Source organism: Ruegeria lacuscaerulensis (assembly GCF_013031245.1).
Classification (GTDB): Bacteria; Pseudomonadota; Alphaproteobacteria; order Rhodobacterales; family Rhodobacteraceae; genus Ruegeria; species Ruegeria lacuscaerulensis_C.
The window spans coordinates 327,366-347,675 of sequence record NZ_WPZL01000002.1 but is presented as its reverse complement, the minus strand read 5'-3'; the positions used below and the strand labels follow the sequence as shown (position 1 = coordinate 347,675).

General features: G+C 58.1%; 28 protein-coding genes and 1 tRNA gene. 20 read left to right on the top strand and 9 right to left on the bottom strand.

All coding sequences use genetic code 11. The features are described 5' to 3' along the window. The first annotated feature begins 36 nt into the window (after positions 1 to 36). From GOX66_RS04305 to GOX66_RS04245, 13 genes are all read left to right on the top strand, one after another. Complete coding sequence (locus tag GOX66_RS04305; protein WP_170759931.1) at positions 37 to 459, top strand: hypothetical protein; 423 nt, start codon at positions 37 to 39, stop codon at positions 457 to 459. A 71-nt stretch (positions 460 to 530) separates the two neighbouring features. Further along, on the top strand, positions 531 to 860 hold the full coding sequence (locus tag GOX66_RS04300) for a hypothetical protein (RefSeq protein ID WP_170759929.1): 330 nt from the start codon (positions 531 to 533) through the stop codon (positions 858 to 860). Between the two features lie 67 nt (positions 861 to 927). Then, complete coding sequence (locus GOX66_RS04295; RefSeq protein WP_170759927.1) at positions 928 to 1,629, top strand: hypothetical protein; 702 nt, start codon at positions 928 to 930, stop codon at positions 1,627 to 1,629. Next, positions 1,626 to 1,940 (top strand): ASCH domain-containing protein, encoded by a 315-nt coding sequence (locus GOX66_RS04290; protein WP_170759925.1) that lies wholly within the window; start codon positions 1,626 to 1,628, stop codon positions 1,938 to 1,940. Before GOX66_RS04295 ends, GOX66_RS04290 begins: the two co-directional genes overlap by 4 nt. Before the next feature lie 5 nt (positions 1,941 to 1,945). Continuing rightward, entirely contained in the window at positions 1,946 to 3,361 is a 1,416-nt protein-coding gene (locus GOX66_RS04285; RefSeq protein ID WP_214652561.1) for a DNA cytosine methyltransferase, read from the top strand. Further along, entirely contained in the window at positions 3,358 to 3,894 is a 537-nt protein-coding gene (locus GOX66_RS04280) for a hypothetical protein (RefSeq protein WP_170759921.1), read from the top strand. The genes GOX66_RS04285 and GOX66_RS04280 overlap by 4 nt, the downstream gene beginning before the upstream one ends. Next, positions 3,891 to 4,214 carry a hypothetical protein gene (locus GOX66_RS04275; protein WP_170759919.1) on the top strand — a complete coding sequence of 108 codons (324 nt, stop codon included), beginning with the start codon at positions 3,891 to 3,893 and terminating at the stop codon, positions 4,212 to 4,214. The genes GOX66_RS04280 and GOX66_RS04275 overlap by 4 nt, the downstream gene beginning before the upstream one ends. Next, positions 4,211 to 5,032 carry a hypothetical protein gene (locus tag GOX66_RS04270; RefSeq protein WP_170759917.1) on the top strand — a complete coding sequence of 274 codons (822 nt, stop codon included), beginning with the start codon at positions 4,211 to 4,213 and terminating at the stop codon, positions 5,030 to 5,032. The genes GOX66_RS04275 and GOX66_RS04270 overlap by 4 nt, the downstream gene beginning before the upstream one ends. Before the next feature lie 310 nt (positions 5,033 to 5,342). Further along, positions 5,343 to 5,720: a hypothetical protein gene (locus GOX66_RS04265; RefSeq protein ID WP_170759915.1), complete on the top strand. Its 378-nt coding sequence runs from the start codon at positions 5,343 to 5,345 to the stop codon at positions 5,718 to 5,720. Between the two features lies 1 nt (position 5,721). Next, positions 5,722 to 5,979, top strand: coding sequence for a hypothetical protein (locus GOX66_RS04260; RefSeq protein WP_170759913.1), 258 nt, complete (start codon positions 5,722 to 5,724; stop codon positions 5,977 to 5,979). Next, positions 5,976 to 6,239 carry a hypothetical protein gene (locus GOX66_RS04255; protein ID WP_170759911.1) on the top strand — a complete coding sequence of 88 codons (264 nt, stop codon included), beginning with the start codon at positions 5,976 to 5,978 and terminating at the stop codon, positions 6,237 to 6,239. The genes GOX66_RS04260 and GOX66_RS04255 overlap by 4 nt, the downstream gene beginning before the upstream one ends. An 11-nt stretch (positions 6,240 to 6,250) precedes the next feature. After that, the gene (locus tag GOX66_RS04250; RefSeq protein ID WP_170759909.1) at positions 6,251 to 6,454 is read left to right on the top strand and encodes a hypothetical protein; all 204 of its coding nucleotides are present in this window, start codon (positions 6,251 to 6,253) and stop codon (positions 6,452 to 6,454) included. Beyond that, on the top strand, positions 6,451 to 7,497 hold the full coding sequence (locus GOX66_RS04245) for a tyrosine-type recombinase/integrase (RefSeq protein WP_170759907.1): 1,047 nt from the start codon (positions 6,451 to 6,453) through the stop codon (positions 7,495 to 7,497). The genes GOX66_RS04250 and GOX66_RS04245 overlap by 4 nt, the downstream gene beginning before the upstream one ends. A gap of 113 nt (positions 7,498 to 7,610) precedes the next feature. Here GOX66_RS04245 and GOX66_RS04240 read toward each other — a convergent pair. Beyond that, positions 7,611 to 7,696: transfer RNA gene (locus GOX66_RS04240), tRNA-Leu, on the bottom strand. A 145-nt stretch (positions 7,697 to 7,841) separates the two neighbouring features. On the opposite strand from GOX66_RS04240, the gene GOX66_RS04235 reads away from it, so the two are divergent. After that, positions 7,842 to 8,420 carry a YqaA family protein gene (locus GOX66_RS04235; RefSeq protein ID WP_170759905.1) on the top strand — a complete coding sequence of 193 codons (579 nt, stop codon included), beginning with the start codon at positions 7,842 to 7,844 and terminating at the stop codon, positions 8,418 to 8,420. Then, the gene (locus GOX66_RS04230; protein WP_170759904.1) at positions 8,417 to 8,881 is read left to right on the top strand and encodes a disulfide bond formation protein B; all 465 of its coding nucleotides are present in this window, start codon (positions 8,417 to 8,419) and stop codon (positions 8,879 to 8,881) included. Before GOX66_RS04235 ends, GOX66_RS04230 begins: the two co-directional genes overlap by 4 nt. A 3-nt stretch (positions 8,882 to 8,884) precedes the next feature. On the opposite strand, the gene GOX66_RS04225 is transcribed toward GOX66_RS04230, so the two are convergent. Further along, positions 8,885 to 9,472: an HNH endonuclease gene (locus tag GOX66_RS04225; protein ID WP_170759902.1), complete on the bottom strand. Its 588-nt coding sequence runs from the start codon at positions 9,470 to 9,472 to the stop codon at positions 8,885 to 8,887. 224 nt (positions 9,473 to 9,696) lie between these two features. Between GOX66_RS04225 and GOX66_RS04220 the strand changes: the two genes are divergently transcribed. Further along, complete coding sequence (locus GOX66_RS04220) at positions 9,697 to 10,302, top strand: pseudouridine synthase (protein ID WP_170759900.1); 606 nt, start codon at positions 9,697 to 9,699, stop codon at positions 10,300 to 10,302. Positions 10,303 to 10,333: 31 nt separating this feature from the next. Continuing rightward, on the top strand, positions 10,334 to 10,759 hold the full coding sequence (locus tag GOX66_RS04215) for a VOC family protein (protein WP_170759898.1): 426 nt from the start codon (positions 10,334 to 10,336) through the stop codon (positions 10,757 to 10,759). A 72-nt stretch (positions 10,760 to 10,831) separates the two neighbouring features. On the opposite strand, the gene GOX66_RS04210 is transcribed toward GOX66_RS04215, so the two are convergent. From GOX66_RS04210 to GOX66_RS04200, 3 genes are read right to left on the bottom strand one after another with little or no spacing between them, the layout of a single operon-like run. After that, a complete protein-coding gene (locus GOX66_RS04210; protein WP_170759885.1) occupies positions 10,832 to 11,311 on the bottom strand; it encodes a GNAT family N-acetyltransferase in 480 nt (159 codons plus the stop codon). A gap of 20 nt (positions 11,312 to 11,331) precedes the next feature. Next, positions 11,332 to 11,997 carry an alpha/beta hydrolase gene (locus tag GOX66_RS04205; protein WP_170759884.1) on the bottom strand — a complete coding sequence of 222 codons (666 nt, stop codon included), beginning with the start codon at positions 11,995 to 11,997 and terminating at the stop codon, positions 11,332 to 11,334. Then, positions 11,994 to 12,626, bottom strand: a complete 633-nt coding sequence (locus tag GOX66_RS04200) for a DNA-3-methyladenine glycosylase family protein (protein ID WP_170759883.1) — start codon at positions 12,624 to 12,626, stop codon at positions 11,994 to 11,996. The genes GOX66_RS04205 and GOX66_RS04200 overlap by 4 nt, the downstream gene beginning before the upstream one ends. Before the next feature lie 97 nt (positions 12,627 to 12,723). Here GOX66_RS04200 and GOX66_RS04195 point away from each other — a divergent pair, with 97 nt between their 5' ends. Next, complete coding sequence (locus GOX66_RS04195) at positions 12,724 to 13,950, top strand: MFS transporter (protein WP_170760113.1); 1,227 nt, start codon at positions 12,724 to 12,726, stop codon at positions 13,948 to 13,950. Positions 13,951 to 13,953: 3 nt separating this feature from the next. Here the strand turns inward: GOX66_RS04195 and GOX66_RS04190 are convergent, their stop codons facing one another. The 3 genes from GOX66_RS04190 to cysS are packed head-to-tail and all read right to left on the bottom strand — an operon-like array spanning position 13,954 to position 17,764. After that, the gene (locus GOX66_RS04190) at positions 13,954 to 14,730 is read right to left on the bottom strand and encodes a squalene/phytoene synthase family protein (RefSeq protein WP_170760112.1); all 777 of its coding nucleotides are present in this window, start codon (positions 14,728 to 14,730) and stop codon (positions 13,954 to 13,956) included. 2 nt (positions 14,731 to 14,732) lie between these two features. Beyond that, positions 14,733 to 16,367 carry a citramalate synthase gene (cimA, locus tag GOX66_RS04185; RefSeq protein WP_170759882.1) on the bottom strand — a complete coding sequence of 545 codons (1,635 nt, stop codon included), beginning with the start codon at positions 16,365 to 16,367 and terminating at the stop codon, positions 14,733 to 14,735. After that, positions 16,367 to 17,764 (bottom strand): cysteine--tRNA ligase, encoded by a 1,398-nt coding sequence (gene cysS / locus GOX66_RS04180; protein ID WP_170759881.1) that lies wholly within the window; start codon positions 17,762 to 17,764, stop codon positions 16,367 to 16,369. Before cysS ends, cimA begins: the two co-directional genes overlap by 1 nt. Positions 17,765 to 17,980: 216 nt before the next feature. Here cysS and GOX66_RS04175 point away from each other — a divergent pair, with 216 nt between their 5' ends. Then, complete coding sequence (locus tag GOX66_RS04175) at positions 17,981 to 18,325, top strand: MmcQ/YjbR family DNA-binding protein (protein WP_170760111.1); 345 nt, start codon at positions 17,981 to 17,983, stop codon at positions 18,323 to 18,325. 57 nt (positions 18,326 to 18,382) lie between these two features. Next, on the top strand, positions 18,383 to 19,570 hold the full coding sequence (locus tag GOX66_RS04170) for a pyridoxal phosphate-dependent aminotransferase (RefSeq protein WP_170759878.1): 1,188 nt from the start codon (positions 18,383 to 18,385) through the stop codon (positions 19,568 to 19,570). Positions 19,571 to 19,576: 6 nt separating this feature from the next. Here GOX66_RS04170 and GOX66_RS04165 read toward each other — a convergent pair whose 3' ends face one another. Further along, positions 19,577 to 20,155 (bottom strand): outer membrane protein, encoded by a 579-nt coding sequence (locus GOX66_RS04165; RefSeq protein WP_237212490.1) that lies wholly within the window; start codon positions 20,153 to 20,155, stop codon positions 19,577 to 19,579. Positions 20,156 to 20,310: the final 155 nt, after the last annotated feature.

The window sequence follows — 20,310 nt, the reverse complement described above, 5'->3', positions numbered from 1 at the left end:
GACTTCATGAACGGCAGAGGGCGACAGGAGGAAGCCATGAAAACCATTGCCCGTATTTCCGCAATAGCCATGCTGACCGCGCCGGTTCAGGCCGAACGGCTTGTGATCGAACCCGGCTCTTCGTGGGCCCGCGGCGGATATGTTCGAGACTATGTTCAAATGCGTGACCGTGTCGAAGCCGTAGAAATTCGCGGGCGGTGCCTATCTGCCTGCAACGTGTTCCTCAGCCACGCAAACGTTTGCCTGTCTCGAAAAGCCCGCCTTGGGTTTCACGCCCTAAAATACAAGGGCGAAATGGCTTCACCCGCAATTCAACGAGACTTCGCCAATTACCTGGGCAACCCCGCGCTCGGCCAATGGTTTGTGAACGGTCCCGCCCACGACACCAAGCGGATTGTTGTTCTCAGAGGTGGCGTAATGATCGACACCTTTGGGTTTCCCGAATGCAACAAAGACTGAACGCCCAGCAATCCCGCCGAGCGCCCCTTCCCGTAGTGAGTGGCGGGAAGGGGGAACATGGAGAGAGACGGATGGGCGAAGGAGCCGCACTTCAATTCTACTTGGACAATCAGTCGTGGATCGACAGCCCTGAGCAGGCCTACGAAATCCTGTATCCGCAACGGAAAGTTGACCGGAGCAAGTCTCAAAAGACCCGCTGCCCACGTTGCAAACGGCGGTTCAAGAGCGGTGTTGGCGTCCTTCAACATATGCGGGATGTCCATCGCGACAACAAAGGTGTCACGGCAGCTCGTGAGTTTGCCGAGACGCACAAGATCAAGAAAATTCCGCCCCACGTTAAATGCTGGCTGTCCGAAGGTGACAAGCATTTTGCCCTTCCGGAACCGGAGGTCAACCGATGACCCAGCAAACCAAGATCGAGTGGTGCGAACACAACGGCTTCCCCGCTGCTCTGATGGGGGAACAGTCATGACCGACCATCCTATTCTATTCTCCGGCCCGATGGTGCGGGCATTGCTCGACGGGCGCAAAACCCAGACGCGGCGAATTCTGAACCCTCAGCCCGAAATGAAGGAAGGTGCGAACCCAGAGTTTACCGGATGGCGCGCTGAACGAGTTGGAAAGAAACAATGGGCACTGATTGGCGGTATGGGGTACGGGTCGAACCCTTTCAAAGTGCCCTATGCCGTCGGGGATCGCCTCTGGGTCCGAGAGACATGGCGCACCCTGCAAAAGTGGGACCACCTGAAACCGTCCCTCGTGATGGATGATTTCGACAAGATCGATTTCGAGGCAACAGGCTATCACCGGAATCCCGTTTGGGCGTGGGGGAAATCCCGCCCCAGCATTTTCCTACCCCGTTGGGCATCTCGCCTGTCCCTGACCGTGACCGACGTCCGGGTGCAGCTGCTGCGGGACATCAGCGAAGAGGATGCAATTGCGGAAGGCTGCAGCCCATTCTTCGATGAGGCTGACCCGCAGATCATGAAGGGGCCGAACGGAACTGAACACCGGATGGCACCGCTGAAAGGGCCGCGCGATTCCTTCAAAAACCTTTGGGACGGCCTGAATGCCGATCGAGGCTTTGGATTTGAAGCAAACCCTTGGGTCGCCGCCTACACCTTCACCGTCCATCAGGAGAACATCGACTGCATGGGAGAGGCCGCATGACCCTCCCCGTCCTCTACATCCCGTTAATGGGCACCTATTTCGACCAGATCAAAGCGGGCGAGAAACCGGAAGAGTTCCGCAAGGTCTCGCCCTACTGGGCCAAGCGCCTTGTGGACCGCGAATACGCCTATATCGAACTCACCCGCGGCTATCCGGCCAAGAGCGACATGTCCCGCCGTCTGCGCCGTGCCTGGCGCGGTTTCAGCGAGCGCACAATCACACATGAACATTTCGGACGCGGACCCGTCGCGGTCTACGCGATCGATGTGTCCGTTCTCCACCCCCAGAACATCGACCAGGAGGCGGGATGATCGGCATGTCTGTCTGCAGCGGCATAGGTGCCCCGGAACGCGCGTCCCCGTGGATCGACTGGTGTTACCAGTCTGAAATCGAGCCCTTCCCCTGCGCGGTTCTGAAAGCGCGCTTTCCCGACGCCATCAATCTCGGGGACATGACCAAGTTCAAGGAGTGGCCAGATGCAAACATCGATGTTCTCTGCGGAGGAACCCCCTGTCAGTCGTTCTCAATCGCAGGACTTCGAAAGGGCCTTGCTGACCCGCGGGGAAACCTCGCCCTCACGTATCTTGCAATTGCTGAACGATATCGCCCCCGGTGGCTGGTCTGGGAGAACGTCCCCGGTGTTCTATCAGCGCTTTCCCACAAGGCTCCCGATCAGAGTCCGCCGGCAATCGACCTGGACGGTGACAACGGACCCGGAGACGGGGAAGAAATCGTGGTTACTGACGAATACACAAGTGTCGAAGACCATGCGCTTTGGTGCTTCGTGGCCGGAGCGGCAGAACTCGGCTATCATGGCGGGTTCATCTCTCTTGACGCTGAATACATCCAAACACCGGGCTTCGCACGCGCTGTCCCACAACGACGGGACCGTTTGTTCTTTGTCGGATATCTTGGAGACTGGACCCGTGCCGCCGCGGTTCTACTTGACGCCGAAAGCCTGCGCCGGAATCCTCCGCCGCGCCGCGAAGCGGGGAAAGAAGTTGCCCCCACAATTAGCGCATGCCCTACAGGCGGTGGCGGGCTCGGAGCAGACTTCGACTGCGACGGTGGATTAGTCCCGGGTACAGCGCATTCTCTGCGCGCACAGGCCCAGCTCAGCCATCGGGAAGATCAAGACACGCTGATAACATCTCACGACGCCGCTCCCTGGCTGTCAGGCAGGGAGCGCAAAGGAGCATTGCCGGAGGCCGATTTGTCCGCTGTCGTTGCTCATTCCCTACGCGGTGAAGGCTTCGACGCCAGCGAAGACGGAACAGGACGCGGCACGCCGATTGTGCCCGTGGCCTTCGACTGCAAGGGCACCGAGGTTCAGTATTCCGAGGACGGATCACACCCACCCCTGCGATCGATGGGACACCACCACAGCCACCAGAACGCGGGTGGGCATGCGGCGGTGGCATTCGACATGCGCGGCCGCGAAGGCGGTGCGATGCCAGAGGGACCGCACGACACGGCAAACATTCGCGCTGCCTCAGGTGGATCTAGCCGCAGCTACGTGGCCACACCTTGGGCCGTCCGTCGTCTCACACCCACGGAATGCGAGCGCCTGATGGGCTTCCCCGATGGCTGGACCCAGATCGAGTGGCGCGGAAAGCCTGCCGAGAAATGCCCAGACGGGCCTCGTTACAAAGCGCTTGGCAACTCATGGGCCGTCAACAGCGGCCAGTACATCTTCGACCGGATCAAGATGGTTGAGGAGTTCTTCGCATGAACACCCCGGCCCTCTCCCTCAACACCCCCCGGACGCCATGGGCCAGCGTAAACACACCGGGGGCAACAGGGGCAATGGAGGTAGGAGAGATGGATAACGGTAAGGACGCGGTTCAGCGGTATTCGAGCAGCCGCAACGCAAGTGGACTTGGTTTTAGTAACGGGATCGTTTTGGACAGCGAGGGTGATTTTGTCGCCTACTCCGAATACGCCGCCCTCTCAGCCCGTGTAGCTGAGTTGGAGAACGACAGAGCAGAACTCGCACTTGCCATCATGGGCGGTGAAGACGCCCCCGGTTTTGCAGCGGCACAGCTTACCGAAACATTGGTCAAACTGATTGCCGACAACAGAAAGGATGCAATCGCATGGGCTGAGTACGACGCCAAGCAAGCCGAACAGCGCGGACGCCTGCAAGGGCTCAGAGACGCCGCAGATTGGATCAATGAGATGCGGATTTCATGCCGGTCGGCAGCAGTCAATGGATTGCGCGAGAAGGCCGACAAAGAGGCGCTCAAGCAGGGAGTATCGGAATGACTGAGGCACCTGAACTCACCACATATCGACAGGCTTGCGAATACCAGCTTTCAGAATGGGTTGCTGGCCGCCCTTGGCACAACCCATTCAATCACGACAACACCCGCCACGATGGCGACAGATCGGAAGGCGAATGCTGTCCTGACTTCTCATGCTGCAACCCAGACATGCTGGCACCGAAAGAGGCCCGTGAGGCATTCGCGAATGCCGGAGATGACACCCGTTTTGAGATGCTGGGAATGTTTCTCGGCAACATGGCCCAATCAGAAACTGACGCAAAAGTTCATATTGCTGGCGGTACTTCGGAGACAACCCAATGAGCGATCAATTTCAACCAAACAAACTTGAAGACAGTGGCGCAAAATGGGCCCAAGCATTTACAGAACAGGTCCTGAACAGGGGTATCCCCGTCGATGAGGACTTAATGCTTGGGTGGTTCTGCAACGCGATTGAGATTGCGCATGATCACCGCGTGAACACCCGCGCCGACCTGTCCCCCTCTGTGAGCCGGGAAGGGATTGCGGTGAAGCCGTTGGAGTTTAAAACTACTTGGTCTCACATATGGCGATGTGATGAAGCCGGGATGATGCTTGTCGACGAATCCAAATACATCACCGGAGACAAATTCGTTGTTTATTTTTGCAATTGGCCAATTCGAGACGATGACGGGAAGGTAACTTTCTTTTGCTCTTTGGAGAGGGCCAAAAGCGCGGCGCAAATCTACCATCAGAGCCGCATCCTCTCCGCCCTCACCCCCGGCGACACGGACGCCATGACGATTGCCAAGTATGACGACGAACTGCGGAAAGCGCAGCAAGCGCTTAAATCAGTGCAGAGGCTAATTTCCTACCCCGTAGCCGAAGAAATTAATCCGCAGGGGTATGATATTAGACCCGTGAGTAAAGCACTTGTTGGAGCTGTTTATGAGGTAGTGAATAATTGTCTTACAAACACCCCAGCCCCCACCGACCAGAGCGACAATCCCGTTACGGTAGCTGAGGCAGACAAGAACAGGCTTCTGGACGAAAAAATCACCCTAGAGAATTCATTCGGGAACGGTCCTTACCTTGACGGCTTATTGCGTTCCCGGATTTCGCAAATAGACACCGCCCTGCGCGCCCTATCGGAGGGAGAGTGATGGAAACGCGCAGAATTGACGACGCTATTAGCCTTCTTGAGCGTGCTGAGTCGTGGATATCCAATCGCGCCCGCACAAGCGAAGATTACAGATTTGCCAAGACGCTCCGGGAGACAGCAAAGGACGCAAGCAAAGAGCTTAGTCGACTTCACAGCCAACAGACAGAAAAAGTGATTTACGTGGGTGATGACCCGACAGGTAATCCGCTCGGGTGCCACTGCAATGCGGGTAATGCGCCATGCAACTGGTGTGAAAACCACTGTGTCGAATGTGAAGAGCACTTGGACGAATGCGCATGCGGTGACCAGTCATGACCCATACGCCAGAGGATATCGACAAGCTGGTAGAGGGCCTTCGTAAACCCGCTAATTCTGACGAGAACATGCAGCGGTGGGATTACATCCGCAGGCTGGTGGCATCGAACAGAGGCGGCAGTTATCCACGAGACATTTTCGAAAGCATTCTCTCAGCATGTGACGAGGAACGTGAGCAAGCAGCCGACGCCCTCACCGCCCAGCAGAAGCGGATAGCTGAGTTGGAGGGGACGTTGACGGAAATCTACGAGTATCCGTCCGGGCAACCCATCACGCTCGGTCTTAGTGAAGAAGACTGGCAGAGACGTAGGGCCGAGCAAATGCGCTTCATCGCCCGCACCGCCCTACAGGCCGACACCGGGAAAGGAGAGTGAGATGCAAGACGAAACATACATCAACATGAGAAGAGAAGCGGCGCAATCGTTGCTTTCCGCAGCAGTAGAAAACGAGGAATTCAACCTTGTAAGTGTGCTAGGACTGGTCCCTTTTCGTGATGGCAATATGTGGTGCGTTCTCTGGGGTGAAAACATCCAAGATGGTATCGCGGGTTTTGGATATTCGCCTTGGGATGCGGTTATTTCCTTTAACAAGGCAGTACACGAGGGAGAAAACCCGAAAGCCCCCACCCCATGACCCGGTACGAGACACAGGATTGGCGGGGCGAACACCTGATCCGCACGGCCACGGTAACCGCTGATCCGGAACAGATCGACCGGATGGGCGAGATAGCGAAACGCCGCAACAAGGTCCGCGAATGCCACGGCCGAGGGATGACGGCCAGCGATATGAGCCGCGTCTTATGCGTGGACAAGGCCACCATCTACAAGGACGCCAAGAAGCTCGGACTTACACTCAGGTCCGGTAAGGGAAACCCGGCCGACGGAAAACCGTAGAAGTGACCGCTATGAACCACCCATTGTTTGCCAAAGAACAAACCGCGGCTAAGCTGTTGGATATGACCGCCAAAGAGTTCCGAGAATTGGTGGACAATGGCGCATTGCCACCCCCAAAGACATTGGCTGGCGGCCTAGAGCGCTGGAACGTGCAGGATTTGTGCGCGATCGCAAACGGCGACGCTGCCCGCCCAGAGGATGAAATTGAAGTATGACCCGCCCGCCTAAACCTCGGATCGTAAAGCCCCGGCTTGTCTGGAAATTCAACAAGTCGAAAGAGGTTTGGCAACCCTATTACCGGATCACATGGACCGAGAACGGCAAGCCGAAACAACGGGTGATTCTACTCAAGTGGAAGGGTGACCCGAAAGAGTTGGATACGCTCTATTGGGCGTGCCAGGCTGGCCGACACGAAAAGCAGCAAAAGACCGAGAAATACACATGGCAATCTCTGGTCGAAGCATGGCGTACCGACAAACGCATTCAATCCAAGCTGAGCGACGGGACAAAAAGCTCTTACCGGCGCTCTATGGATGATCTGCTGTTGAAGAATTCGGCCAAAGATGTACGTCGCACCACGCGGCAGGGATTGCGCAAGGTGCATGACGCGCTGGCCGACACACCAAGAAAGGCCGATAAGCGCCTGCAAACCGTCAGTCTTTTGTGGAATTACGCTGCCAACAAACTGGATTGGCCTTTGGGTCCGAATCCCGCTGCCGGAATCGAACACTTCGGCAAGCAGCGCGAATTCGAGCCGTGGCCCGAGTGGATGGTCGCAAAGCTGGCAGACGCCCCGGATACCGTGCGCATCGCGGCCGAACTTATTCTCGGCACTGGTCAGCGCCCCAACGCCGCCATTCAAATGGAACACAAACAGTTCCGGGGCGAGTGGATGGATGTTCTCGACGAAAAGTCAAACGAACTGTTCGAAACTTACTGCCCGAGTGATCTTCGCGATTATGTGGCAACCCTGCCCAAAACCGGCAAACACGTGCTGGCAAAGAACCTCAGCCAACCGCTGGGTTACAATGCGGTGGAAAAGGCATTTCGTGCCTGGCGCAAAGATCTGGGACCCAAGGCTAAACCGTTTGTTTTGCACGGGCTGCGAAAGCTGGCGATTATCCGGTTAGCAGAGGCCGGGTGTTCGGATGCTGAAATTCAGGCCGTCACCAACCAGAGCGCCGAAATGGTCGCGTACTATCGTCGCAAGGCCGACCGCCGACGCCTTTCCAAGGCCGCCCAAACCCGTCGAATCTGAGGCGGGAACAGAACAAGACCAGAACGTGAAAGTGTGAGTTAGTAGTGTGAGCAGCCAAAATGCCCGAAAAGAAAAAACAGAGAGCAGGTTCCCCTAACCCTCTGTTTTTACTTTGGTACCCAAGGCCGGACTCGAACCGGCACGGTATCACTACCGGGGGATTTTGAATCCCCTGCGTCTACCATTCCGCCACTTGGGCCACGAACACTGGATTAGCGTTCATGACCAGGAAGGTCCAGAGGCAAAAACCAACCCAATTACAGTTTGTTTTCACCGCAATGGTTGACGGTTCTGCAGTCGCATGATTTGGCTTGCCCTGCATGAGAACGGGATTTTAGTACTTTATGTTGCGATCGCTCTATGACTGGACCATCCGTCTGGCCGAACATCCGCATGCCCTGTGGGCGCTGGCCGTTGTGGCTTTCATCGAAAGCTCGTTTTTTCCGATCCCCCCGGACGTGCTGATGATTCCGATGATTCTGGCCCGTCCGTCGCGTGCGTGGCTGATTGCAACTGTTGCTCTGGTTGCTTCGGTTCTTGGTGGCTTGCTGGGATATGCAATCGGTGCGTTCTTTTATGAAAGTGTGGGCCAACCCATTCTCGAATCCATGGGCAAGGCGCATGCCATGGAAGAGTTCAACACCAGGTTCAACGACTTCGGCTTCTGGGCCGTGCTGGGCGCCGGAGTTACTCCGTTTCCGTACAAGGTCATCACCATCATGTCCGGATGGACCGGGATGCCGCTGGCAACCTTCATTGCAACGTCGATCCTGGCTCGGGCCTTGCGGTTCTTCGTGGTTGCAGGGCTGCTTTGGGGCTTTGGCGAACCGATCCGGGCCTTCATTGAAAAGCGTCTGGGCCTTATGTTTACACTGTTCATCGTCCTGCTGTTCGGCGGGTTCCTTGTGGTGAGATACCTATGACACGTAGAAACTTGCTTGTTCTGATCGCCACCTGCGGCTCGGCGGCGCTTTTGCTGGGCGCGTGGGGATTTCAGTACATTGGCGGCCTGGCGCCCTGTAAAATGTGCATCTGGCAGCGTTACCCTCATGGCGCGGCCATCCTGATTGGGGCAATGGCACTTGCCCTGCCCCGACAGGTGCTATTGCCCCTTCTCGGCGCCCTTGCGGCATTAACGACTGCGGCTTTTGGCGTGTTTCATGCAGGAGTCGAGCAAAATTGGTGGGAAGGCCCTTCGACCTGCACCTCCGGTGATATCGGAGGGCTTTCGTCGCAGGAACTGATGGATCAGATCATGAATGCGCCGCTGGTGCGCTGCGATGAGATTCCGTGGGAAATGCTTGGCCTGTCCATGGCCGGGTGGAACGCTGTTCTGTCGGGTGTCCTGGTTCTGGTCTGGCTCGCCGCGTGGCGCGCCCGATAGGCCTCAGAGTTCGTCCAGTTCCGCATCCCAATACAGGAAGTCGATCCAGCTGTCATGCAGATGGTTCGGCGGGAACTTACGCCCAATATTCCGCAACGCTTCGGCATCCGGTTGTCGTGGAGGTTTTCGCAGATTCATCCCCGCCTGCCGCAAGGATTTCGACCCTTTGCGAAGGTTGCAGGGGCTACACGCAGCCACGACGTTCTGCCAGCTTGTCACGCCGCCCGCGGCCCGGGGTACGACATGATCAAAAGTCAGGTCCCCGCGGCTACCGCAGTACTGACAGCGGAATTCATCCCTCAAAAATAAATTAAAGCGCGTGAAGGCCACGCGCTTTCTGGGTTTTACATAGTCTTTGAGGACAACGACCGACGGTATTCGTATCGCCGTACTCGGGCTTCGAACGACCTCGTCGTACTCGGCCACGATATCCACCCTGTCCAGCCAAGCTGCCTTTATAGCCTCTTGCCACGGCCACAGGGACAATGGGTAGTAGGACAAGGGGCGGTAATCGGCGTTCAAAACCAATGCCGGATGATGCTTAAGCGCACCGGGTTCCCTGACAAATTCGGTTCTGAAGTCTCCATCCATACCAGAATCGCTCCTCGCTCTGCTCTGCCCGTTTTTGACATCAGAGCGGGGAACACCCGCCCCGGCCTTAACTTAACTATATATCGTGTTAAAACTCTGACAAGCCCTGAGTTTCCACAATATCTCGGGTATTGCTTAAGCGGATTTCGTAACAATTTCGTAACAATATCGTGACAGTTATCCACAGGTTGCGCAAAGCGTGTTCCTCGGGCTATGGCGAACACATGAGCTGGTTCATCCGATTCAACAAACCCTTCAACGTGCTGCCGCAGTTTACCGACCGCGCGAATGCGGATTCGCCGCGCAGTACATTGTCGGATTTCATCGACCTGCCCGGTGTCTATCCGGCTGGCCGGTTGGACCGGGACAGCGAAGGGCTGATGCTGCTGACCGATAACGGACGGCTGCAGGCGCAGGTTTCCGATCCCAAGCACAAGATGGCAAAGACCTATTGGGTCCAGATCGAAGGTCTGCCAGATACCGCCGCCCTGAATGCGCTGCGCGACGGAGTCGAGTTGAAGGGCGGGATGACCCGCCCCGCCACGGCGAGGTTAATGGACGAGCCGGAGGGTTTGTGGCCGCGCACGCCTCCGATCCGCGTGAGGCAAACGGTTCCCGACTGTTGGATCGAACTGACGCTGCGCGAAGGCCGCAACCGTCAGGTTCGGCGAATGACGGCAGCAGTAGGGCATCCGACACTGCGTCTGATCCGGGCCCGGATCGGCGACTGGTCATTGGACGGGCTGAAACCGGGTCAGTGGGACAGCCTGCCTGCGCCACTGATGGATGCAGCGCCACAACGCAAACGGGACCGCCGCCCGCGCCGGTGACAAAAACGCCCTGTTGTGATAGACTTAGGGCATGAAGGTTACACCAGATATACCATCGCCCGCGGGCGTTCTCGAAGCTGCTCTCTACGTCGACGACCTGGACGCGGCAGAGCGGTTTTACGGAGAAGTTCTGGCGCTGGAGAAAGTCCAAAGTGTTGCGGACCGACACGTATTCTTCCGTGTGGGCGGGTCGGTATTGTTACTGTTCAACGCTGAGGAAACCGAAAAACCGCCGGGAAACCCGGACTTGCCGGTGCCACCCCATGGTGCACGTGGTCCGGGCCATGTCTGTCTGATTCTGACACGTCCTCAGATCGACGTCATGCGCAAGCATCTGCTGGACTGGAACGTTCCCATCGATGCGGAATTCGACTGGCCCAACGGCGCGCGATCGCTCTACGTGCGGGACCCTTCCGGAAATTCGGTCGAATTTGCCGAGGGGCATTTATGGGAATAACCCGGACCGGCTAAACCTTTGGTGTTTCGGCACTTTATGTTTAGGCAGTGTCCGTTCCTACGGCGATCTGCATTAACGCCCGATGCTCAGATCAAAACGTTTTGAGATTCGATCAACCGGGGTGCCGTCCTGCAGCGCCACACCGTAGGCCACCGAGTAATCCTGAAACCCCATCTTGTCGTAGTAACTCAGACCCTGCCGATTATCTGCCCGAATGGTCGCGTTGATTGCGCTTAATCCCAGAGCCGCGGCGAATTTAGAGGTTTCCTCGAACAGCGCTCGCCCCGCGCCTTTTAGTGCAGGCTCGCGCCGCGTATAAGTGGCGATATCACCAAAATTATCAGGCAAGGCATCGTTCGCGCCCCGCCATTGGAAACCGGCCACCTCACCCTGATCGTCCAGAGCGACGTGGCAGCAAATCTTATCCGCCCCTTCCAGAAAGCTCTGCGCGAACAGAGCTTGGGAAAACGGCGCTTCGAGCGCAGTCGTACCCCCGATCGCGATAATCTGGTTGAGGATCTGGCACGCCGGTACCACATCCTCTCGCATCATGGGGCGAACCGTGATCATCGCTACAGGCTTAGCTTGTCACGCATGAAGGCCAACGCAACACTCAGGCCATCCGGCGCGATTCCGTGGCCGGTGCCCTTCATGACATGGGCGTAGACTTCCTTGAAATCTGCCGCCTGCAAAGCCTCTGCCGCCTCGGGCAGCGATTGCGGCGGCACCACGTCATCGGCGTCACCATGCACCAGCAGTACCGGCATCCGGCTGACCGTTTCGTCAGGCAGCAGGTCCGGTTCCAGCAAACGGCCCGAGAATGCAACGATCCCCGCCACGGGGTCTTCGCGGCGCGGAGCCACATACAGGCTCATCATTGTGCCCTGCGAGAACCCGAACAGAACCACCTGCTCAGGCAGCACGTCCTCATCCACCATCAGGGCGTCGAGAAACGCGTTGAAATCCTCAACCGCCATTTCCATGCCCCGACGCGCTTCTTCCTCCGACGAGCCGTCGATCCAAGGGATCGGAAACCACTGGAAACCGTTGGGCATTCCGGGGATTTGTTCGGGCGCATCGGGGGCCACGAACAGTGTGTCAGGTAGGTGTTCGCCCAGAACATCAGCCAGCCCCAACAGGTCGGCCCCATTCGCACCATAGCCGTGCACGAACACCACGACCGAGCGCGTATCGCCCGAAACCGGCTCTTTTCGGAGCGCATTCAAAACCCGTGTCATCTGATCCCTTCTCGTTCTTTTGCGACCCGGTAATAGGCCCACAACACCCGGGCCGCAACCGACCGCCACGGCGACCAGGCCTCGGCCATCTGGTGCAGTTCCTTGTCGGTGGGGCGTTTCGGTAAGTCATAAAGTATGCGCACTGCTTCTTGCAGGGCCAGATCACCCGGCGCGATGACATCGGCGCGGCCCAGCGAAAACATTGCGTAGATCTCGGCGGTCCAGACGCCGATGCCCGGCACCTCGGTCAGTATGGCGACGACATCCTCGTTAGGAACGTCGCGTAATGCTTTGTAATCAATGCGCGCTTCCGCCAGCGCGCGCGCATACCGAATCTTCTGGCGGCTCAGCCCGACGGCGCGCAGATCATCGTCCGTTGCCCACATGATCTTGCGGGGACCGGTCAGTTTTGCGTCTTTCAACCGCTTCCAGATCGCGTTTGCCGAAGCCACACTGACCTGCTGGCTGACAATCGCGCTGAGAAGCTGAGCAAACCCGTCCGGACGGCGGCGCAAGGGCAACGGGCCGGTCCGTTCCATCGCATAGGCCATGCGTGGGCAGGTTCCGGCCAGCCATGTGGCCCCCTCGGCAACACAGTCTGGTGTTTCAATGATACGTCCGACGGACATGCGCGCTCCGGCAATTGCTGTTGAACGCACGTTAGGTTGCTTTGTCGCAGATGCAACCCGCTTGTATGGCTGGCATTTCGCAGATACGCATGAGCGCATGACGATGATCTCCGCCACACCCGATAACAGTCAGGCCAAGCGCAATGTTGCCGTTCTGGTGGCGGCGCAGGCTTTGCTGGGCTCACAGATGCCGATGATCTTTATCGTCGGCGGGCTTGCGGGGCAGTCGCTTGCTACAAACGCCTGCCTTGCCACCCTGCCCATCTCTTTGATTGTTCTCGGCTCTATGCTGGCGGCCACGCCGGTCTCGGCGATCATGCAACGTTGGGGCCGACGCGCGGGATTTCTGGTCGGAGCGACAGCGGGCGCGTGCGGCGGTGTAGTCGGCGCCTACGGGCTCTATCTGGGTTCCTTTCCGGTCTTTCTGCTGGGCAGCCTGCTGACTGGCATCTACATGAGCGCCCACGGGTTTTATCGGTTCGCGGCGGCTGACACGGCGTCCGACGACTTTCGACCCAAAGCCATTTCATATGTTATGGCCGGAGGTCTGGCGGCGGCCATCATTGGCCCTCAGATCGTCAAGCTGACCGCGCAGGCCTATGTCATCCCGTTTCTCGGCACTTATCTGGCCGTAATCGCGGTAAACATCTTTGGCTCGGCACTGTTCTTTTTCCTCGACATTCCGACGCCCCCCAAGCCAGTCGAAGGATCACCCAAAGGCCGGACCCGTCTTGAAATGCTCAAAACACCGCGCATCGCAGTGGCGATTATTTGCGCGATGGTGTCCTACGCGCTGATGAATCTGGTGATGACGTCCACACCGCTGGCCGTGGTCGGCTGCGGATTTTCAGCCAATGACGCGGCAGATGTCGTGACAGGTCACGTTCTGGCCATGTACATCCCCAGTTTTTTCACCGGCCAGTTGATCGCGCGCTTTGGCGTTGAGAAAATCGTGGCCCTTGGCCTGGCTATTCTGGGCGGAGCCGGAGTCGTCGCCCTGCAAGGGGTCGATCTGGGTAATTTCTTCGTCGCGCTTATCTTGCTGGGTATCGGTTGGAACTTTGGCTTTATCGGTGCCACGACAATGCTGGCCGCTTCGCATGACGTAAACGAACGCGGACGGATGCAGGGCCTGAACGACCTTCTGGTATTTGGCGGTGTGACCTTGGCGTCGCTGGCCTCGGGCGGTCTGATGAACTGTTCGGGAGGTTCCCCGGTCGAGGGCTGGACAGCTGTGAACCTTGCCATGATCCCACTGTTGACACTGGCCGGAGGGGCGCTTTTGTGGCTGGTCCTCAGGCCAGGCGAACCGGAAACGATTTGAGGTCTACCAACGCCCGCTGGCTGCTGCCCACATCAGTGACAGTCTTCGCCGGATTTCCCCTTGTGCCAGCGCGCCCGCTGCAACGCGTTCAGGCCGCGCGACCGCCTGACGCAGGACCCAATCGGCCTGCCACCCCGTAAACAAAGCAGGTCGGGCTTCCGCCGACACGGCATGCGAGTTCAACCGGGCACGCTGCAAACGATCCTGTGCATTTGCGGCAAGGCTGCGAACACCCTCGGGTGTTCCGTCCAGCAACGGGATGCGACCCCGAGATTCAAGATCGGGAATGGCTCGCAACCAGTTCGAAACGCCTACGGCATAGCCATAATCGCGCAGTACAGTCTCGTCCGCAGCGCCCAGTGCCTGCGCGGACGCCACCATCAGGCTTGCTGAACTGTGGTTGATGTAGGCCTCGAAATGTGACTCGTCTTCGAACGGATCACGGTATATGTCCCAGCGCCTTACGGCCACATATTCATCCAGCGTAGCTGCCAGATGAGGGGAAATCACCCGTGACAAGGGCGTCACGACCTCATGCCGGCGCACGGTTTGCCCTTCGGCTATCTCCTGCAGCGCGTCGCGCCACCATTGCAGGCGCATCTCGGCGATCATCGCCTCCTGCGTCACCCACGGTGCACGCGCGACCTCGACATTCATCGCATAAATCGGAAACAGCACTGACCGCGCAGCGATCGGTGCGGCCATCGCCGCCATGAAGCGATCCGGATCGGCCCGGTGAACCAACGCCGCACAGGCCTTCACATCATCGTCGAATTGCACTGTCACTCGGCAACCACCGCCTGCGGCCCGCAGTCCCGTACCAGTTTCCACTGAATCGCATCCAGCAGCGCCTCGAACGAGGCATCAACTATGTTCGCGCTGACGCCGACTGTCGACCAGCGCCGTCCCTGCCCGTCTTCACTGTCGATAATGACGCGGGTCACCGCCTCGGTCCCGCCCTGCGTTATGCGCACCTTGAAGTCGACCAGATGCATATCGTTCAGTACGCGCGAATATTGTCCCAGGTCCTTGGCCAGAGCCTTGGCCAACGCGTTGACCGGGCCACGGTCGCTACCGTCCTGATCCAGAGACTCACTGACCGACAGTTTCTTTTCGCCATCAACCTTCACGACGACAACCGCCTCGGACAGGCTGACCATCTTGTTGTACTTGTTCTTGCGGCGCTCGACCGTGACTTTGTAGCGCTTGACCTCGAAAAACTCGGGTAGCTGCCCCAGTTCGTCGCGCGCCAGCAGTTCGAAACTGGCCTGCGCAGTGTCATAAGAATAACCTTCCGCCTCACGCAGCTTGATCCGGTCAAGAATGCGTCCCAGCGCGGGATCGCCCATATCGACAATCAATCCAGCCTCGGTCAGTCGCTTGCGCAGGTTCGACTGCCCCGCCTGGTTCGACATCGGGATGATCCGTTCATTCCCGACCGCGCCCGGATCGACATGCTCATATGTCGACGGGTCCTTAAGGATCGCACTGGCGTGCAGCCCAGCCTTATGTGCGAATGCCGACGCCCCGACATAGGCCGATTGCTTGCTGGGTACCCGGTTCAGAATATCGTCCAGCATCCGGCTGACGCGGGTCAGACCGGACAAGGCCTCGGCAGTGACACCGACGTCAAATGCCGATGCATAGGGCTCTTTCAGCAGCAAAGTCGGGATCAACGCCGTTAGGTTGGCATTACCACAACGCTCCCCCAACCCATTCAGCGTGCCCTGAATTTGCCGGGCCCCTGCGTCCACCGCTGCCAGAGAGCAGGCTACCGCGTTTTCCGTATCATTATGGGTGTGAATCCCCAGACGATCTCCGGACAGCCCTGCGGCGATCACCTCAGACACGATCCGCGACACTTCTGCAGGCAACGCGCCCCCGTTTGTGTCGCACAGAACAACCCAGCGCGCACCGGCATCCAGCGCGGCACGACATACCTCGACCGCGTAACCCGGATTGTCCTTATAGCCGTCAAAGAAATGCTCGGCATCAAACAGAGCCTCGCGTCCCCGCGCCACGATATGCGCGACCGAGGCACGAACGTTCTCGACATTCTCTTCAAGCGAAATACCAAGCGCATGGGTGACATGATAGTCATGGGACTTGCCCACCAGACACACCGCCCGCGTGCCTGCGTTCATCACTGCGGCCAGTACATCGTCGTTCTCCGCCGAGCGGCCCGACCGTTTGGTCATCCCGAATGCGGTCAGGCGCGCCGAAGTCCCGGGAGCAACCTCGAAAAACGCACTGTCTGTCGGGTTTGCCCCAGGCCAGCCGCCTTCGATATAGTCGACTCCCAGCTCATCCAATGCCTGCGCGATTTGCACTTTTTCGGCGGTCGAGAACTGGACGCCTTGCGTCTGCTGCCCGTCGCGCAAGGTCGTGTCGTAGAGGTAGAGACGTTCTTTCGTCATCACACCGACTCCAGTTTGGCCGCATCAAAACCGGCACCGGGCACCAGTTCAACGCTGTCCTTACTCATGCGCACCTCAAGGCCAGCGGCCAGATACGCGGCTTTCAGGCGATCTACTTCCGAGAAATCCTTGCTCTGCATCGCGACGGCCCGGGCATCCGCCAATCGGTCCGCATGCGCTGACAGATCCACCGAAGCGGTATCCGCCCATGCCCCCATCTCGGGCGTCAACAGACCCAACAACCGCGCGCTCGCCAACAATCCGGCGACATCTCCATCCGCCGCCAGACGGTAGAGCTCTGCCAACGCGCCCGCCGTGTTCAGGTCATCACTCAGCGCAGCGACAACCGCGGGTGCAGCGCTGGCGGCGGGCTCGATGCCCGCTGTCAGCGCCTGCCATTTGCGCAGTGTTGCCTCGGCCTCGCGCGCCTTCTTCTCGGTCCAGTCCATCGGCTTGCGATAATGGGTCTGCAGGAAGACAAAGCGGATCACCTCACCTGGCACGCCCTGTTCCAGCAGGTCGTGCACGGTAAAGAAATTGCCCAGTGACTTGGACATTTTCTTGCCCTCTACCTGCAGCATCTCGTTGTGCAGCCAAACCCTTGCGAACTCGCCATGCGGATGAGCGCAACGGCTCTGAGCGATCTCGTTTTCATGATGCGGGAACATCAGGTCATTGCCGCCACCATGGATATCGAAACTCGCTCCGAGCAGTTCGTAGCTCATGGCCGAGCATTCGATATGCCAGCCCGGACGACCCCGACCCCAGGGTGATTCCCACCCCGGCAGCTCGTCCGTCGAAGGTTTCCACAGCACGAAATCCATCGGGTTCTTCTTGTACGGCGCCACTTCTACCCGTGCGCCAGCAATCATGTCGTCGACGGAGCGGCCAGACAGAGCGCCGTACTGCTCTTTCCAGCTATCCACGGCGAACAGCACATGCCCCTCGGCCGCATAGGCGTGGCCCTTTGCGATAAGATCTTCGATTATAGCGATCATCTGGGCGATATACTGCGTGGCGCGCGGCATCTCATTAGGCTCCAATGCGCCCAAAGCGCCCATGTCGTGAAGATACCATCCGATGGTTTCATCCGATCGGTCCTGAACCAACTGCTCCAATGTTCCCTCGGACCCGGCCTTCTGCCGTGCCAATGCGGTCGCGTTGATCTTGTCGTCGACATCGGTGAAATTGCGCACATAAGTCACATGATCCGGGCCATACACATTGCGCAACAGCCGGTAGAGCACGTCAAATACCACTACCGGGCGCGCATTGCCCAGATGGGCGCGGTCGTAGACGGTCGGTCCGCAGACATACATCCGCACATTGTCGGAGCTAATCGGCACGAAATCCTCTTTCGTCCGCGTCCGTGTGTTGTGCAGTTTGATCGTCGTCATCGGTCGGCTCCTAAAGACAGCATAAGCTTGCGCGTTGGCGCGGGCTTAGCAACTTGTCTCAGGGATGAAAACGAAAGAAACCGGCCCGCTTGATAAATCAGCAGGTAATGCAGCAGATAATGATGCAAGTCATCCGGTTCATGAGGTTTCACGTATCACGGGCAAGCCGTTATGCCAAGACTTGAGTTCTCGCGGCGCACGGCGCACCATCCGGACATGACCCGAGAACACGTGAATTCCATCTGCCGAACGTTCCCCGGCGCCGAGCTGTCCGACCCCTGGGGCGGAGGGCACGATGCCTGGAAGGTCGGCGGTAAGATGTTCGCCTGTATAGGGACGGCCAATGACGGCGTATCCGTGAAAACTCCCGATATCGAAACGGCCCTGATGCTGATAGACGCGGGTGTTGGCGAAAAAGCCCCGTATTTTCACCGCAGCTGGATACGTCTGCCTTTCGATTGTGACGAGGATGAACTGCGCCATCGCCTGACCTCATCCTACGATCTGGTGCGGTCATCTCTGACCAAGAAGGTTCAGGCCGCCCTGCCCCCAAGAAGCTGATTGACTTTCGCCAAATGCTCTGGCCCTGTCTGCGAAATCGACCAAAGGGGGCGCGTCATGAAATTGTCGCAGCGTATCACTCACCTGACCGGGGGCAGCAGTGACGGATGGGATGTATTTTACCGCGCGCGCCGCATGATCAGCGAAGGTCACGCAGTGACCGAATTGACCATTGGTGAGCACGATATTCGCACCGACCCGTCGATTCTGAACGCCATGAACCTTTCGGCGCAGCAAGGCCATACCGGCTACGCCATGGTCCCGGGCACGGATTTGCTGCGCGATACCGTCGCCGCCCGGCTTCAGGCGCGCACGGGTGTTCCAACGACACGCAACAATGTGCTGATCACTCCCGGCGGTCAGTCCGCCCTGTTTGCCGCACATGTCGCAGTGTGCGACCCCGGTGACGTCGGCCTGTATCTCGACCCTTACTATGCCACTTTTCCCGGCACGATCCGCGCTGCAGGCGCGACGGCACAGTCGATCCAAACGACCGCCGAAGACGGCTTTCAGCCACGCGCCGAGCAGATCGACGCAGCAGCCGATGAGGCGGTGTCGCTGCTGGTCAACTCTCCGAACAACCCCACCGGGGTCGTCTATTCTCGCCAAACACTGACAGGAATCGCCGACGTTTGCCGTAACCGTGACCTTTGGCTGATTTCAGATGAAGTGTACGACACACAGGTCTGGGATGGCGTGCATATTTCACCTCGCACACTGCCCGGCATGGCAGAGCGCACTCTGGTCGTCGGGTCGATGTCCAAATCGCACGCCATGACCGGGTCGCGATGCGGTTGGATCGTTGGACCAGAAGACGTGATCACCCATCTGGTCAACCTTGCCACCCATACAACCTATGGCGTACCAGGATTCATTCAGGACGCGGCCAGCTTTGCATTGAACGCGGGCATTGAGTTGGAAGAGGAAGTCGCTACGCCCTTCCTGAGGCGGCGCAGTCTTGCCATTGATATCCTCAATGCACAGAGCGCCGTCGGGTTGGTTCCCGCGCAAGGCGCAATGTATCTGATGCTGGATATCCGGGCCACCGGCCTTAGTGGCGAAGGGTTCGCCAACGCTCTGCTCGACGCCCACGCGATTGCTGTCATGCCGGGCGAGAGCTTTGGCACTGCTGCCGCAGGTCACATCCGTGTCGCGATGACGATCGACGATGAAAGATTCGCTGCTGCGCTGAAGACGATCTGCGACTTTGCCGCCGATCTGGCCGACAAACACGCCGCCGAGTGACGACACTTAGAAACGGAAAGTAGTGCGCAGGTTGAACACGTTCGAATCCAGGCTGCCGTCAGATCGGGTGACATCGTCAAAATTCTGACGCAGTGCCTCGCCGCTGATTATAAATTTATCATTTATGGGATAGGCCACACCAATTCCGTAAACAGCCGCGGTGTCACTATCGACGGAGGAATCCACTCTGGCGGCGCCAACCACGACGTACCCCAGCGCTGCCCCGAAATCGTAACCACCGCGCAGTTTCAAGCGCGTCATGCTGTCCAATGTGCCCTCGTTGCCGCCGAGGTTCAAAGACAGGCGGTTGTATTCCAGTTCTCCACCTAGAACGAAGTTTCCGAAGTCGCGGTCGTAACCGATATGAGGCCCGAAAACTGTATCATTCCCACTGGACCCGTTCGGTCCATCGGCATCCGCATATCCAAAACTGAAACCGGCATAGGCCCCTGTCCAATCCTCCGCCATCACCGGTGCGGAGATAGTTGCTATAGAGGAAATAATGAGGGCCTTAAGGACTTTCATAAACCTCTCCAAAAAAAACCTTTCGCCAAAGCGCAGGTCAATCAGGGTGTCGTCACTCAAAAACTTGGTCTGCAATCCCTAAAATTCAATTGAGACCGAGGACCACTCTTAAATAAGTGAAGGAACTATAACAAATTTTTGACTGCACATGAAAAAAACTTGTGCAGATAAAAGTTGACAGTGACATCTGCATGAATACTTCGCTTTTGGGCGCT